Source organism: Stenotrophomonas sp. 3diitr2024, assembly GCF_042136455.1.
GTDB classification, from domain to species: domain Bacteria; phylum Pseudomonadota; class Gammaproteobacteria; order Xanthomonadales; family Xanthomonadaceae; genus Stenotrophomonas; species Stenotrophomonas sepilia.
Genome location: NZ_JBHHMJ010000264.1, coordinates 1 through 13,943, shown reverse-complemented (window position 1 = coordinate 13,943; position 13,943 = coordinate 1). Strand labels below are relative to the sequence as shown.

10 protein-coding genes and 3 tRNA genes are annotated in these 13,943 nt (G+C 66.2%); 6 read left to right on the top strand and 7 right to left on the bottom strand.

Translation table 11 applies throughout. The features are described from left to right. Positions 1-122: 122 nt before the first annotated feature. The 3 genes from ABGA94_RS06120 to ABGA94_RS06110 form a co-directional block, all read right to left on the bottom strand. Entirely contained in the window at positions 123-572 is a 450-nt protein-coding gene (locus tag ABGA94_RS06120; RefSeq protein ID WP_049412190.1) for a hypothetical protein, read from the bottom strand. A gap of 216 nt (positions 573-788) precedes the next feature. Continuing rightward, positions 789-3,032 carry a DNA topoisomerase IV subunit A gene (gene parC / locus ABGA94_RS06115; protein WP_329916142.1) on the bottom strand — a complete coding sequence of 748 codons (2,244 nt, stop codon included), beginning with the start codon at positions 3,030-3,032 and terminating at the stop codon, positions 789-791. Positions 3,033-3,091: 59 nt separating this feature from the next. Beyond that, positions 3,092-3,973 (bottom strand): AraC family transcriptional regulator, encoded by an 882-nt coding sequence (locus ABGA94_RS06110; protein ID WP_171958382.1) that lies wholly within the window; start codon positions 3,971-3,973, stop codon positions 3,092-3,094. A gap of 172 nt (positions 3,974-4,145) precedes the next feature. Between ABGA94_RS06110 and emrR the strand changes: the two genes are divergently transcribed. From emrR to emrB, 4 genes are read left to right on the top strand one after another with little or no spacing between them, the layout of a single operon-like run. Continuing rightward, entirely contained in the window at positions 4,146-4,589 is a 444-nt protein-coding gene (gene emrR / locus ABGA94_RS06105) for a multidrug efflux system transcriptional regulator EmrR (protein WP_005415875.1), read from the top strand. Next, positions 4,586-6,079 carry a multidrug efflux transporter outer membrane subunit EmrC gene (gene emrC / locus ABGA94_RS06100; RefSeq protein ID WP_375366674.1) on the top strand — a complete coding sequence of 498 codons (1,494 nt, stop codon included), beginning with the start codon at positions 4,586-4,588 and terminating at the stop codon, positions 6,077-6,079. Before emrR ends, emrC begins: the two co-directional genes overlap by 4 nt. A gap of 11 nt (positions 6,080-6,090) precedes the next feature. Next, positions 6,091-7,272, top strand: coding sequence for a multidrug efflux MFS transporter periplasmic adaptor subunit EmrA (gene emrA, locus ABGA94_RS06095; RefSeq protein WP_021204129.1), 1,182 nt, complete (start codon positions 6,091-6,093; stop codon positions 7,270-7,272). Positions 7,273-7,279: 7 nt separating this feature from the next. Then, positions 7,280-8,869, top strand: a complete 1,590-nt coding sequence (emrB, locus tag ABGA94_RS06090) for a multidrug efflux MFS transporter permease subunit EmrB (protein ID WP_065177423.1) — start codon at positions 7,280-7,282, stop codon at positions 8,867-8,869. A gap of 135 nt (positions 8,870-9,004) precedes the next feature. Here emrB and ABGA94_RS06085 read toward each other — a convergent pair. Together ABGA94_RS06085 and ABGA94_RS06080 are read right to left on the bottom strand one after the other, a co-directional pair. Further along, positions 9,005-9,089 (bottom strand) — tRNA-Leu (locus ABGA94_RS06085). 50 nt (positions 9,090-9,139) lie between these two features. After that, complete coding sequence (locus ABGA94_RS06080; RefSeq protein WP_111127045.1) at positions 9,140-10,039, bottom strand: LysR family transcriptional regulator; 900 nt, start codon at positions 10,037-10,039, stop codon at positions 9,140-9,142. Between the two features lie 100 nt (positions 10,040-10,139). On the opposite strand from ABGA94_RS06080, the gene ABGA94_RS06075 reads away from it, so the two are divergent. Next, positions 10,140-10,886 (top strand): sulfite exporter TauE/SafE family protein, encoded by a 747-nt coding sequence (locus tag ABGA94_RS06075; RefSeq protein WP_053501281.1) that lies wholly within the window; start codon positions 10,140-10,142, stop codon positions 10,884-10,886. 56 nt (positions 10,887-10,942) lie between these two features. On the opposite strand, the gene ABGA94_RS06070 is transcribed toward ABGA94_RS06075, so the two are convergent. Then, positions 10,943-11,027: transfer RNA gene (locus tag ABGA94_RS06070), tRNA-Leu, on the bottom strand. 161 nt (positions 11,028-11,188) lie between these two features. Continuing rightward, positions 11,189-11,273: transfer RNA gene (locus ABGA94_RS06065), tRNA-Leu, on the bottom strand. Between the two features lie 128 nt (positions 11,274-11,401). On the opposite strand from ABGA94_RS06065, the gene rnr reads away from it, so the two are divergent. Next, positions 11,402-13,867, top strand: a complete 2,466-nt coding sequence (gene rnr / locus ABGA94_RS06060) for a ribonuclease R (protein ID WP_375366672.1) — start codon at positions 11,402-11,404, stop codon at positions 13,865-13,867. Positions 13,868-13,943 lie beyond the last annotated feature (76 nt).

Here is a 13,943-nt window from a genome sequence, read left to right as displayed (position 1 = left end):
AAGCCGGGGAATGCCCCGGCTTTTTCGTGCCTGGGGTCAGATCCGTTTTCGACGAAAACGGCTCTGACCCCTCGCTCGGGATGCATGGCACGACGACGGAGATTCAAGTCAGAGACGGGGTTTCATATCTCCTCTGCATCGGAGAGATCCTGGTATCCCACGGGAGTCAGTCCAATGAAGTCGACCAGAACTCCGTAGGGGTAGCAGATGGGTAGCCGTCCCTCTGCAAAGAGCATCGACCACCTTTCCAGCTCCCAGAACGTAATCTCTGGCTCAGAGGCCAGAGGGCCTTCCCCTGATGAAGCTTCGACTGGGAAGTGTGCGGCGAGATGATCCAATGCGTACTGTTGCAGCACTGGGAGTTTAGAGAGCTGTTCCATCACGAAGCCGACTCCAGCCATCAGCTGACCGTCTTCTGACATCTGGATCGAGAAGAAAGTGCCGTCCCCGGCAGGCAGGTGTCCTTGGGCGAACCAGCCGGTATCGCGATCCCCAACGATGTGCAGTTCGCCAAGGCCCTGAACGTGAATGGTTGAAGGAATCATCTGGTGGTTTGTGTTGGCATCAATCATTTGATTGTGATCCAAAAAACGCAAATAGCCGGGATTTCCCCGGCTATTTGCGTGCAACTGGTCAGCAATTGTCGCTTATGCCTTGTTCGTCGACTGACGCCAATCCAAGTTGGCGTCTACCCGCAAGGGCGTGTCAACCAAGGTTGACACCTACCAGGAGCGATAGTCCGGGGTCAGAGCCCGTTCCGTCGGAACGGGATCCGACCCCCGCAGCGGTCATTCCACCGACAGCCCTTCCACCTTCTGCCAGCCGCGCGGCAGCAGGTGGCCGCGTGTGGCGCGGGCGCCGAGGTAGGCGTCGAGCTCGTTGAACTTCAGCCCCATCGTGCGCTGGCCGGCGCGGACCTGCAGGGTCTGCCCCGGGCTGATCGCCACGATGGCGACCACGCGTTCGGTGGCGAGCTTGGCCTTCGGGATCTCGATGATCTTGTTGCCCTTGCCCTTGTCCAGTTCCGGCAGGTCGTTGGCGGCGATCGCCAGCAGGTTGCCGGAGCTGGTCACTGCCACGATGCGGTCGGTGGCGACGTTGGCCACTGCCGACGGGGTCAGCACCGACGAACCTGCAGACAGGTTCAGCATCGCCTTGCCGGCCTTGTTGCGGCCGATCAGGTTCTCGAAGCGGGTGACGAAGCCATAACCGTGGCTGGAGGCCAGCACGAAGCGGGTGTCCGGCTCGGCGCTGGCCAGGGTCACGAAGCTGGTGCCCGGTGCCGGCGAGAAGCGGCCGGTCAGCGGTTCACCATTGCCGCGCGCGGAGGGCAGGGTGTGCACCGGCGTCGAGTAGGCGCGGCCCTCGCTGTCGAGGAACGCGACCTGCTGGGTGCTGCGTGCGCGCACCGCGCCCTGCAGTCCGTCGCCTTCACGGTAGGACAGGGCAGATGCATCGACGTCGTGGCCCTTGGCGGCACGGATCCAGCCCTTCTCCGACAGCACCACGGTCATCGGCTCGCTCGGCACCAGCTCGGTCTCGTCGATGGCCTGCGCCGCCTGGCGCTGCACCAGCGGCGAACGGCGTGCGTCGCCGAACTTCCTGGCGTCGGCGGTCAGTTCATCGCGGATCAGCTTCTTCAGCTTGGCTTTGCTGTCGAGGATGCCGAGGATCTTCTCGCGCTCCTTGGCCAGCTCTTCCTGCTCGCCGCGGATCTTCATCTCTTCCAGGCGGGCCAGCTGCTTCAGCTTGGTTTCCAGGATGTACTCGGCCTGTTCCTCGGACAGGCCGAAGCGCGCGATCAGCGCCGCCTTCGGTTCGTCCTCGGTACGGATGATGTGGATCACCTCGTCCAGGTTGAGGAAGGCGACCAGCAGGCCTTCCAGCAGGTGCAGGCGGCGCTCGACCTTCTGCAGGCGGTGCTGCAGGCGGCGGGTGACGGTGTTGCTGCGGAAGGTCAGCCATTCGCTGAGCAGCATCTTCAGGTTCTTCACCTGAGGACGGCCGTCCAGCCCGATCACGTTGAGGTTGACGCGGTAGCTGCGCTCCAGGTCCGTGGTGGCGAACAGGTGGCCCATCAGCTGGTCGGCGTCGACGCGGTTCGAACGCGGCACCAGCACCACGCGCACCGGGTTGGCGTGGTCGGATTCATCGCGGATGTCTTCCAGCCACGGCAGCTTCTTGGCGCGCATCTGTGCAGCGATCTGCTCGATCACCTTCGACGGCGACACCTGGAACGGCAGCGCCGTGATCACGATGTTGCTGGCTTCCTTGGTGAAGGTCGCGCGTGCACGCACGCTGCCGTTGCCAGTCTCGTAGATGTTGCGCAGGTCATTGGCCGCGGTGATGATCTCGGCGCTGGACGGATAGTCCGGGCCCTGCACGTGTTCGCACAGGTCGCGCACGGTGGCGTCGGGGTTGTCCAGCAGGTGCAGCAGCGCGCTGACGATCTCGTTGAGATTGTGCGGCGGCACGTCGGTGGCCATGCCCACGGCGATGCCGGTGGTGCCGTTGAGCAGCAGGTGCGGCAGCCGCGCCGGCATCCAGGTCGGCTCCTGCAGGGTACCGTCGAAGTTCGGTGCCCAGTCGGTGGTGCCCTGGCCCAGTTCGCCCAGCAGCACTTCGGCGATCGGGGTCAGCTTGGATTCGGTGTAACGCATCGCCGCGAACGACTTCGGGTCGTCGCTGGAGCCGAAGTTGCCCTGGCCCTCGATCAGCGGGTAGCGGTACGAGAACGGCTGCGCCATCAGCACCAGCGCCTCGTAGCACGCGCTGTCGCCGTGCGGGTGGTATTTACCGATGACGTCGCCGACGGTGCGCGCGGACTTCTTCGGCTTGGACGCGGCATTCAGGCCCAGCTCGCTCATCGAATAGATGATGCGGCGCTGCACCGGCTTCAGGCCGTCGCCGATGAACGGCAGGGCACGGTCCAGGACCACGTACATCGAGTAGTCGAGGTAGGCGCGTTCGGCGTACTCGCGCAGCGGCAGTTGTTCGAATCCGTGGAACACGGGGCGGGCAAGTTCGGTCATGCGGCGTTGTTACCTATGTCGGGAGGCGGCGACGGCGGTCGCCGCTCGCAATCCTGTGATTATCCGGATGCGGCGGGGGATGCCAAGCCGCGCGCAGGGTCCAGCCCGGTTTCCAGGCCGTGGCCGGCCCGCGCCAGGTAGCGCCCCGGTGGCAGCCCGAAGTGGCGGCGGAACACGGTGACGAAGGCGCTGGCGCTGCTGAAGCCCAGTGCGTGGGCGATGTCGGCGACGCTGCGGCCATCGGTCAACTGGCGCAGGGCTTCGGAGAGCCGGGCCTGCTGCCGCCACTGGGCGAAGCTGAGCGTGGTCTCGTCGCGGAAGTGGCGGGTCAGGCTGCGCGGTGACAGGCCGGCCCAGTGCGCCCATTCGGCCAGGCTGCGTTCGTCGGACGGGTCGGCCAGCAGCTGCGAGGCGATCTTCAGCAGGCGCCGGTCATGCGGCATCGGCAGGTGCATGCGCTGGCGTGGCGCTGTGCGGATCTCGTCCACCAGCACCTCGATGATGTGCTGGCGTTCGGAGGTGGTGTCGTAGCCCGGTGGCCAGTCACAGATGCGGTCGGCGAGCGCCTGCGCCAGCTTGGACAGGCCCAGCACGCAGGGATCGGAGGGCAGGGTGGCGCAGACCGGAGCCGCCAGCGCCATGCCCCAGCCACGCAGGGGGCCGTCGAGGGTGACCGTGTGCGGCTCCAGCGGTGGCATCCAGCCGGCCGAGCCCGGCGCCAGCGACCAGGTGCCGTGCGAGGTACGGGTGGTCAGCAGGCCGCGCTCGACGCAGATCAGCTGCGCGCGCTGGTGATGATGCCAATCCACTTCACGGACCAGCCCTTGCGGGCTGTCGAAACGGAAACCGACCACCGGGGGACCGTCGTTGCGCTCGAACCAGTCCAGTGCCTCGTCCCTGAGCAGGCGTTTGGGAGCGGGGATTTCTGCCTTGTTCATCATGTCTGCTGGCTGAAATGTGTCATCCATTGGCTAGATTGTACTACCGGGCCACCTGGGCAGGTCATTAAGGTAGGCGCCTTCACTGATCCAGCCCACTGCTGCAACACAGCATTCGATGCCAGATCAAATATTTCCATTGAGAAATATTTTTTTTGGAAGAGAATGCTCCCCCATGATCTGTCCTGCAACCACTCCCCCCAGCTTCGGCCTGCTGCTGCGCCAGGTGCGCGACGGCCTGGTCCGCCAACTCGACGCGTCCATGGCTGAAGAAGATCTGGGCATCGGCTTCACCCACTACATCGGGTTGAAGGTGCTTTCGAACATGGCGCCGTGCACCGCCAACGAACTGGCCCAGGCCATCGATCAGGTGCCCAGCGCGGTGACCCGGCTGCTGGACAAGCTCGAAGCGCTGGGCTGTGTCCGCCGCGAACCGCATGCGCAGGACCGGCGGGCATTGCAGATCGTGCTGACCGACGAAGGCCGCGCGCTGTGGGCACGCTTGAAGCTGCGTGGCGACGCGGTGATGGATTACGCCCTGCGTGACCTTTCCGCCGACGAGCGCACGCTGCTGCTGTCCCTCCTTACCCGAATCCGCGATTCACTGACGACCCCATGAACCCGATCCCGCATTCCACTCTCCGCCGGTCCGGGCGCGCGCTGCTGGTGTCAGCGCTGGCCCTGGCCCTGGCCGCCTGCGCCAGCAGTCGTGGCCTCAACCCGCAGGGCCACGTGCTTGACGTGGACAGCCTGCACAGCGAACGCACCCTGGCCGACACCGACCTGAGCGCCACCGGCTTCCCGGCGCAGGACTGGTGGAAGGCACTGGGTGATGCGCAGCTGAACGCGCTGGTCGCCGAGGGCCTGGCCGGCCACCCGAGCCTTGACGCCGCCGATGCCCGCCTGCGCCAGGCCCAGGCCCAGGTCGGCACCGCACGTGCCGACGAACTGCCGAGCCTGTCGGTGTCCGGTGGCTACACCGGCCTGCGCCTGCCCGAATCGATGGTCGGCAGCGAGATGGGTGGCCGTTACGGCGGCAGCAGCCAGGTCGCCTTCGACTTCAGTTATGGCGTGGACCTGTGGGGCGGCAAGCGCGCCGCCTGGGAAGCCGCTGTGGACGGCGCCCACGCCGCCACCGTTGAAGCGCAGGCCGCGCGCCTGAACCTGTCCACTGGCATCACCCAGGCCTATGCCGACCTGGCCTACGCGTGGCAGCTCAACGACGTAGCCGAGGAAGAGCTGAGCCGTTCGCAGAAGTCACTTGAACTGACCCGCCAGCGCCGCCGCGCCGGCATCGACAGTGATCTGCAGGTGCGCCAGGCCGAGGCCCGCGTGCCGGCCGCGCAGCAGCAGGTGCAGGCTGCCCAGCAGCGCATCGACGCGGCCCGCACCGCACTGGCCGCGCTGGTCGGCAAGGGCCCGGACCGTGGCCTGTCGATCCAGCGCCCGCAGCCGCTGAATCCGGTGGCACTGCAGCTGCCGGGCGTGCTGCCCAGCGAACTGCTTGGCCGCCGCCCCGACATCGTGGCCGCACGCTGGCGCGTTGAAGCGGCCGACAAGCAGATCAAGGTTGCCAAGACCAAGTTCTACCCGAGCTTCAACCTGACCGCGCTGGCCGGCGTGGTCGCCCCGAATGTGGGCGACCTGCTGAAGAGCAGTTCCACCTTCGCCTATATCGGCCCTGCGCTGAGCCTGCCGATCTTCGAGGGCGGCAAGCTGCGCGCCAACCTGGCCAATACCGATGCGCAGTACGACCTGGCGGTGGCCAACTACAACCAGACCGTGCTCGATGCGCTGCGTGATGTGGCCGACCAGGTCAACGCGGTGCGCTCGCTGGCACAGCAGGCGCAGTCGCAGCAGCAGGCGGTGGACACCGCACGCGCTGCCTTCGACCTGGCCCAGCAGCGCTACCGTGCCGGCATCGGCAGCTACCTGGACGTGCTGACCGCGCAGTCCACCCTGCTGCAGTCGCAGCAGCAGCTGGCCGGCCTGCAGTCGCAGCAGGTGCAGTCCTCGGTGCGCCTGAGCAAGGCGCTGGGCGGTGGTTTCCAGCCCACTGACGCCGACCGCGCACCGATCGCCTCCCATTCCGATTCCTCGCATTCCTGAAGATCTCCGACATGAGCCAGACCCAAGACACCGCGGCCCCGGCCGCCCCCAACCGCCGCGGCAACCTGCTGCGCGGCCTGTTCGTGATCGTCGTGCTGCTGCTTGCCGCTTTGGCGCTGTGGTACTTCATGTTCGGCCGTTGGTTCGAAGAGACCGACGATGCCTACGTGCAGGGCAACCAGGTGCAGATCACCCCGCTGGTGGCCGGCACCGTGGTCGCCATCAATGCCGATGACGGCATGCGCGTGGAGCGCGGCCAGCTGCTGGTGCAGCTGGACCCGTCCGACACCGCAGTGGCGCTGCAGCAGGCCGAAGCCAACCTGGCCAAGACCGTGCGCCAGACCCGCGGCCTGTACCGCAGCGTGGAAGGCGCGCAGGCGGACCTGAACGCCCGCCAGGTGACCCTCAAGCGCGTGCGCGAAGACTACGCCCGCCGCAAGGACCTGGCCGCCACCGGCGCCATCTCCAACGAAGAACTGGCCCACGCCCGCGACGAGCTGGCCGCGGCCGAAGCCGCCGTGGCCGGTTCACGCGAGACCGTCGAGCGCAACCGCGCGCTGGTCGACGACACCGTGATCGCCACCCAGCCGGATGTGCAGGCCGCCGCTGCGCAGCTGCGCCAGGCCTTCCTCAACAATGCCCGCGCCGGCATCGTTGCGCCGGTCTCCGGCTACGTCGCCCGTCGTTCGGTGCAGGTCGGCCAGCGCGTGCAGCCGGGCAATGCGCTGATGGCCGTGGTGCCGACCGAGCAGATGTGGGTCGAGGCCAACTTCAAGGAAACCCAGCTGCGCCACATGCGCCTGGGCCAGGAAGTGGAGCTGAAGTCGGACCTGTACGCCGGCGACGTGAAGTACAAGGGGCGCATCCAGAGCCTGGGGCTGGGCACCGGCTCGGCGTTCTCGCTGCTGCCGGCGCAGAACGCCAGCGGCAACTGGATCAAGATCGTGCAGCGCGTACCGGTGCGCATCGCCATCGATGCCAAGCAGCTGGCCGAGCACCCGCTGCGCATCGGCCTGTCGATGAAGGCCGAAGTGAGCCTGCGCGACCAGAAGGGCGAAGTGCTGCCGAGCACCCCGGCCAAGGGCACGGTGTTCGACACCGACGTGTATGCCAAGCAGCTGCATGATGCCGACGAGGTGATCCACACGATCATCCAGGGCAACCTGCCGCAGCAGCAGGCGAAGGTGGGCTGAGGTCGCCATGTCCGCACAAGCTCCAGCCGCGCCCGGCGCTCCGGGCGCACCGGCGGCGCCGGCTGCGGCCTCCGGGTTCCTGCCGCCCAGCGTCGCCCTGTGCACCGTAGGCCTGGCGATGGCGTCGTTCATGCAGGTGCTCGACACCACCATCGCCAACGTCTCGCTGCCGACCATCGCCGGCAACCTCGGTGCCAGTTCGCAGCAGGCGACCTGGGTCATCACTTCGTTCGCGGTCAGCACGGCCATCGCGCTGCCGCTGACCGGCTGGCTCAGCCGCCGCTTCGGCGAACGCAGACTGTTCGTCTGGGCGACCCTGGCCTTCGTCATCACCTCGCTGCTGTGCGGCCTTGCGCAGAGCATGGGCATGCTGGTGGTGTCGCGTGCGCTGCAGGGCTTCGTGGCCGGCCCGATGTACCCGATCACGCAGTCGCTGCTGGTCTCGATCTATCCACGTGAGAAGCGCGGGCAGGCATTGGCACTGCTGGCGATGATCACGGTGGTGGCGCCGATCTGCGGCCCGATCCTCGGTGGCTGGATCACCGACAACTACAGCTGGGAATGGATCTTCCTGATCAACGTGCCACTGGGCATCTTCGCCGCGCTGGTGGTGGGCAACCAGCTGAAGGGACGCCCGGAGCAGATCGAGAAGCCGAAGATGGACTACGTCGGCCTGATCACGCTGGTGATCGGTGTCGGCGCGCTGCAGCTGGTGCTCGACCTGGGCAACGACGAGGACTGGTTCTCGTCGATGAAGATCGTGGTGCTGGCCTGCGTGGCGGTGGTGACGCTGACGGTGTTCCTGATCTGGGAACTGACCGACAAGGATCCGATCGTCGACCTGAAGCTGTTCCGGCATCGCAACTTCCGCGCCGGTACGCTGGCGATGGTGGTGGCGTACGCGGCGTTCTTCAGCGTGGCGTTGCTGATTCCGCAGTGGCTGCAGCGTGACATGGGCTATACCGCGATCTGGGCAGGCCTGGCGACCGCACCGATCGGCATCCTGCCGGTGATCATGACGCCGTTCGTGGGCAAGTATGCGTCGCGCTTCGATATGCGCATGCTGGCCACCGTGGCGTTCATCGTGCTGTCGATGACCAGCTTCCTGCGCTCGAACTTCAACCTGCAGGTGGACTACATGCACGTGGCCGGCGTGCAGCTGATCATGGGCATTGGCGTGGCGCTGTTCTTCATGCCGGTGCTGCAGATCCTGCTGTCGGACCTGGATGGGCGCGAGATCGCGGCGGGCTCCGGCCTGGCGACGTTCCTGCGCACGCTGGGCGGCAGCTTCGCGGCCTCGCTGACGACGTGGCTGTGGGCGCGGCGTACCCAGGTGCACCATGCCGATCTGACCGAGCACATCTCGGCCTATCAGCCGGGCATGCAGGAGCAGGTCACTGCAATGGGGCAGGGCGACCTGCAACATGGCGCGGCGGTACTGAACAACATGATCAACCACCAGGCATCGCAGATGGGTTTCAACGACATCTTCTTCCTGCTGGGCTGGATCTTCCTGGCGATCATCACCTTCCTTTGGCTGGCCAAGCCGCCGTTCGGCGCAGGCGCAGGTGCGGCGTCCGCGGGCGGTGGGCATTGATCGACCATTGGCGTTGAAACGCACAAAACCCCGCCGCAAGGCGGGGTTTCTGTCTGGTGGATCCACGTCATCGCGTGCCACCCAGCCTCCGGAAACGAAAAAACCCGCTTTCGCGGGTTTGATCATCTTGAGTCGTGGTGCCCAGGAGAGGACTCGAACCTCCACGGTTTTACCCGCTAGTACCTGAAACTAGTGCGTCTACCAATTCCGCCACCTGGGCGACTCAGGAGATGAATTGTGCGGCACGGCAGAGAGTGTGTCAACAACATTTCACACTATTTTCTGCGCTTGCACGCCCAGGTGGTGCAGCAGGCTGCGCATCGCCGGTGACAGCTGCGCCCACTCGGCGAAACAGGCGCACAGGCGGCGCTGTGCCCACGCATCTGCAAGCGGCACCGCAACGGTATGCGTGCTGCGCCGATGCTGGCGCGCAATGGTACGCGGCACGATACCGACACCGATGCCGTGGCCGACCATGATGCAGACGCCCTCGAAGGTCTTCATGCGGATGCGCACGTCCAGTCGGCGACCGATGTCGCGCGCCTGGTCTTCGATGTAGGTCTGCAGTGCATTGCCATCGGCCAGGGCAACGAAGGTCTCGCCGGCAATATCGGCGAAGGCCAGCGTGCGCCGTGTGGCGAAGCGGTGGTCGGCCGGCAGCAGCATCACCAGCGGATCTTCGGCCACCACATGCTGCTGCAGGCCGGTGGCGTCGACCGCATCACTGATGATGCCGGCCTCGGCCTGGCCAGCGCTGATTGCACGCACGACTTCGGGGCTGGTGCGTTCCAGCAGTTCGACGTGCAGGCGGGGTCGTTCGGCCAACCACGGTGCGAGCCGCGAGGGCAGGTAGTTGGTCAGTGCTGCGGTGTTGGCATACAGATGCAGGGTGCCGCGCGCCCCCTGCGCGAATGCCTGCAGTTCGCCGCGCAGCTGCGCCTGCTGTTGCAGGATCAGGCGTGCATGGTGGGCGAGGGCGGCGCCGGCTTCAGTCAGGCTGACGCCACGTGGATGCCGGTTCAACAGCAGGGTGCCGGCATCGGCTTCGATCGTGCGCAGGCGCTCGCTGGCCGAACCCAGGGCCAGGTTCGCCTGCGTTGCGCCGGCAGTGATGCTCCCGGCCTCGGCGATTGCCAGGAACAGGCGCAGGTCGGCGATGTCCATCCGCATGTGGGTGCCCTTATCGCAGGGCCATCGCCTTCGGATCAGCCGAAGGCAGGGCCGGAAAGACCGCATTGTGCGCCGTTGCTCCGCCCGATCCAATGAAGGCATGGATGAATCGATGTACTTCTACGTGCTGCTGGTGCTGGTGTTCGTATTGGCCGGCGTGGTCAAGGGGGTGACCGGCATGGGGTTGCCGACGGTGGCGATGGGGGTGCTGGGCAGTACGCTGTCGCCGGTGGCAGCAGCGTCGATGCTGTTCATTCCGACCTTCGTCACCAATGTGTGGCAGCTGTTGTCCGGGCCAGCGCTGGGCCCCATCGTGCGGCGCCTGTGGCCGATGATGCTGGCCGTGGTGGTGGTGACGCTGGGTTCGGCAGCGCTGCTGGTACGGGTCGATCGCAGCGGGTCGCGCGTTGCGTTGGGCGTGGCCCTGATGGTCTATGCCGCCTATGCGTTGCTTGCGCCGGTGTTCCGCGTGCCGCAGCGGCGCGAGCGCTGGCTGGGGCCGCTGGTGGGCGCGCTGTCCGGTGTGGTGACCGGCGCCACCGGCGTGTTCGTGATGCCGGCGGTGCCGTACCTGCAATCACTGGGGTTGCAGCGCGAAGAACTGGTGCAGGCGCTCGGGCTGGCGTTCACCGTATCGACGATTGCACTGACCACGGGCCTGGTGCTGCACGGTGCGTTCGGCATCCAGCAGCTGGGCTTGAGTGCACTGGCGGTGGTGCCGGCACTGCTGGGCATGTGGCTGGGGCAGGTGATCCGGCAGCGCATCAGCGCACGGGTGTTTCGGGCGTGCTTCCTTGGCTTCCTGCTGCTGCTCGGCCTGGAGCTGGTGCTGCGGCCATTGTTCTGATGCCAAATTCCGGGCATGAAAAAACCCGCTTTCGCGGGTCTTTCTCATTCTCGACGTGGTGCCCAGGAGAGGACTCGAACCTCCACGGTTTTACCCGCTAGTACCTGAAACTAGTGCGTCTACCAATTCCGCCACCTGGGCGTCGAGGAGCGAGATTATGGGGTGTCGTTATGGGGGTGTCAACACCTTTTGCAGCGCCGGGGTCGGATCCCGTTTCGCTTGCGAAAGGGGCTCTGACCCCAGGGCCAGAGCGCCGGATCGCAGGCAAAAAAAATCCCCGCCGAAGCGAGGAGTTTTTTCGTTGGTGCCCAGGAGAGGACTCGAACCTCCACGGTTTTACCCGCTAGTACCTGAAACTAGTGCGTCTACCAATTCCGCCACCTGGGCGTTCCAGAGGCGCAATTGTGAAGATGAATCCGGGAGCTGTCAACGACTTCCTGAAATTATTTCATCCAACGCCTCCAGGGCGGGCGCTGACCCGTTCTGCACGCCGTCAACGGCTACCATGTAGGGCGATGACTACCAAAAAACCAAGCAAGGGCGGGAGCAAGTCCCGCAGCCAAGCCCCGAAGAAGGGCCCGAAGGCGGGCGCAGCCCGCACCCCCAAGCCGGGCAAGCCGCTGCCAGGCTGGTTCCCCGAATTGAATGAAGGCGGTACGCCGCCGCGCGGCCGCAAGGTCCGCACCGCTGATGCGGCAGCGCCCGGCCCGGCCCCGGGCCGCAAGCTGCCGCCCACCGGCAAGGTGATCGACGATCCCTACGCCGCCCGCGAAGCCGAGAAATACGAACAGCCCATCGCCAGCCGCGAGGCCATCCTGGCCCTGCTGGAGCGTTGCGAAGGGCCGCAGACCGCCGAGGAACTTGGTGCACGCCTGGGCCTGACCGCACCGGATCGGGCCGAGGCGCTGTCGCGCCGGCTTGGTGCCATGGTCCGCGATGGTCAACTGGTGCAGAACCGCCGCGGCGGTTTCGCCCCGATCCAGACCCTGAACCTGGTTACCGGCGTGGTGATCGCCAACCCGGAAGGGTTCGGTTTCCTGCGTCCGGTCGAGGGTGGCGACGACCTGTTCCTGCCGCCGTATGAAATGCGCAAGGTGATGCACGGCGACAAGGTGCTGGCCCGCGTGACCGGCATCGACCACCGTGGCCGTCGCGAAGGCAGCATTGCGCGCGTGCTCGAACGCGGCATGACCCGCCTGATCGGCCGCTTCAGCGTCGAGATGGGGATCAATTACGTGGTACCTGACGACAAGCGCGTGCAGCGCAACGTGCAGGTACCGCCGGACCAGACCGGGGGCGCGCGTGATGGCCAGCTGGTGGTCTGCGAACTGACCCAGGCACCGGACAGCCGCCGTCCGCCGATCGGCCGCATCATCGCCGTGCTGGGCGACAAGCTGACCGCATCGCTGGTGGTGGAGACCGCCATCCACGGCCACGAGCTGCCGTTCGAGTTCCCGCAGGAGGTGCTGGACGAAGCCGCATCGGTGCCGCTGGTGGTTGATCCGGCGATGATCGGCGACCGTGTCGACCTGCGCAGCACGCCGCTGGTCACCATTGACGGCGAGGATGCCAAGGACTTCGACGACGCGGTGTACTGCGAGCCGAATGCCGACGGTTTCCGCCTGGTGGTGGCCATTGCCGATGTCTCCAACTACGTGCGCCCCGGTACGCCGCTGGATGAGGAAGCGCAGAAGCGCGCCACCTCGGTGTACTTCCCGGGCTTCGTGGTGCCGATGCTGCCGGAGACGCTGTCCAACGGCATCTGCTCGCTGATGCCGAAAGTCGACCGCATGTGCTTCGTCTGCGACATGCAGATCGACCGCGATGGCCTGGTCACGCATTCGCGCTTCTACGAGGCGGTGATGAATTCGCACGCGCGCCTGACCTACACCCAGGTGTGGAAGGCGGTCGGCGAGGACGATGCCGATACCAAGGCCTGGATGGGCGACCTGCTGCCGCAGGTGCAGCGCCTGCACCAGCTGTACAAGGTGCTGTCCGAGGCACGCGCCAAGCGCGGTGCCATCGAATTCGAAAGCAGCGAAGTGCGCTTCGTGCTGGACAATCGCGGTGAAGTCACCCAGGCCGGCATGCTGGTGCGCAACGACGCGCACAAGCTGATCGAGGAATGCATGATCGCGGCCAACGTCGAGGCGGCCAGGTACCTGCTGTCGCGCCACGTGCCGGCGCCGTACCGCATCCACGAGAAGCCGCCGGAAACCAAGTACGCCGACCTGCTGGAATTCCTCAAGGAGTTCAAGCTGAGCCTGCCGCCGTGGTCGAAGGTGCGCCCGGGTGACTACACCAAACTGCTGAAGAAGATACGCGACCGCCCCGATGCGACGCTGCTGGAGTCGGTGCTGCTGCGCAGCCAGAGCCTGGCGATCTACAGCCCGGAGAACCACGGCCACTTCGGCCTGGCGCTGGAGGCCTACGCGCACTTCACCTCGCCGATCCGTCGCTATCCCGACCTGCTGGTGCACCGCGCGATCAAGCATGCGCTGTCCGGCAAGCCGCTGGACAAGTTCACCTACAACGCCCGCGAGATGGCCGCGCTGGCGCTGCAGTGTTCCGAGCGTGAGCGCCGTGCCGACGAGGCCGAGCGCGAGGTCGACGAGCGTTACCGCGCGGCGTGGATGGAAAAGCACGTGGGCGGCCAGTTCGACGGCGTGATCAGCGGCGTGACCAGCTTCGGCCTGTTCGTGGAACTGGACGAGTCGAAGGTGCAGGGCCTGGTCCACGTGACCCAGCTGCCGCAGGACTATTACAAGTTCGACGCGACCCGCAAGACGCTGACCGGCGAACGCCGCGGCGGCAGCTACCGGCTGGGCGACCGCGTGCGCATCCTGGTGCTGAAGGCCAGCATGGAAGAGCGCAAGATCGACTTCCGGCTGGTCGAACACAAGGGCGAGGACGAGGGTGACGGGCTGCCGCCGCTGCCTGAGCGGGGCAAGCCGGCCAAGCGGAAGAAAGAGAAATATTGATGACCGTGGTAGTGCCGGCCGCTGGCCGGCATCCATGGCACCCTCGGCACCGACGGGTTGCCGGCCAGCGGCCGGC

What these genes read in the sequence shown, in the direction of transcription:
- ABGA94_RS06120 (WP_049412190.1), bottom strand. Translation starts at nt 572, where the DNA reads ATGATTGATGCCAACACAAACCACCAGATGATTCCTTCAACCATTCAC.
- parC (WP_329916142.1), bottom strand. Translation starts at nt 3,032, where the DNA reads ATGACCGAACTTGCCCGCCCCGTGTTCCACGGATTCGAACAACTGCCG.
- ABGA94_RS06110 (WP_171958382.1), bottom strand. Translation starts at nt 3,973, where the DNA reads ATGATGAACAAGGCAGAAATCCCCGCTCCCAAACGCCTGCTCAGGGAC.
- emrR (WP_005415875.1), top strand. Translation starts at nt 4,146, where the DNA reads ATGATCTGTCCTGCAACCACTCCCCCCAGCTTCGGCCTGCTGCTGCGC.
- emrC (WP_375366674.1), top strand. Translation starts at nt 4,586, where the DNA reads ATGAACCCGATCCCGCATTCCACTCTCCGCCGGTCCGGGCGCGCGCTG.
- emrA (WP_021204129.1), top strand. Translation starts at nt 6,091, where the DNA reads ATGAGCCAGACCCAAGACACCGCGGCCCCGGCCGCCCCCAACCGCCGC.
- emrB (WP_065177423.1), top strand. Translation starts at nt 7,280, where the DNA reads ATGTCCGCACAAGCTCCAGCCGCGCCCGGCGCTCCGGGCGCACCGGCG.
- ABGA94_RS06080 (WP_111127045.1), bottom strand. Translation starts at nt 10,039, where the DNA reads ATGCGGATGGACATCGCCGACCTGCGCCTGTTCCTGGCAATCGCCGAG.
- ABGA94_RS06075 (WP_053501281.1), top strand. Translation starts at nt 10,140, where the DNA reads ATGGATGAATCGATGTACTTCTACGTGCTGCTGGTGCTGGTGTTCGTA.
- rnr (WP_375366672.1), top strand. Translation starts at nt 11,402, where the DNA reads ATGACTACCAAAAAACCAAGCAAGGGCGGGAGCAAGTCCCGCAGCCAA.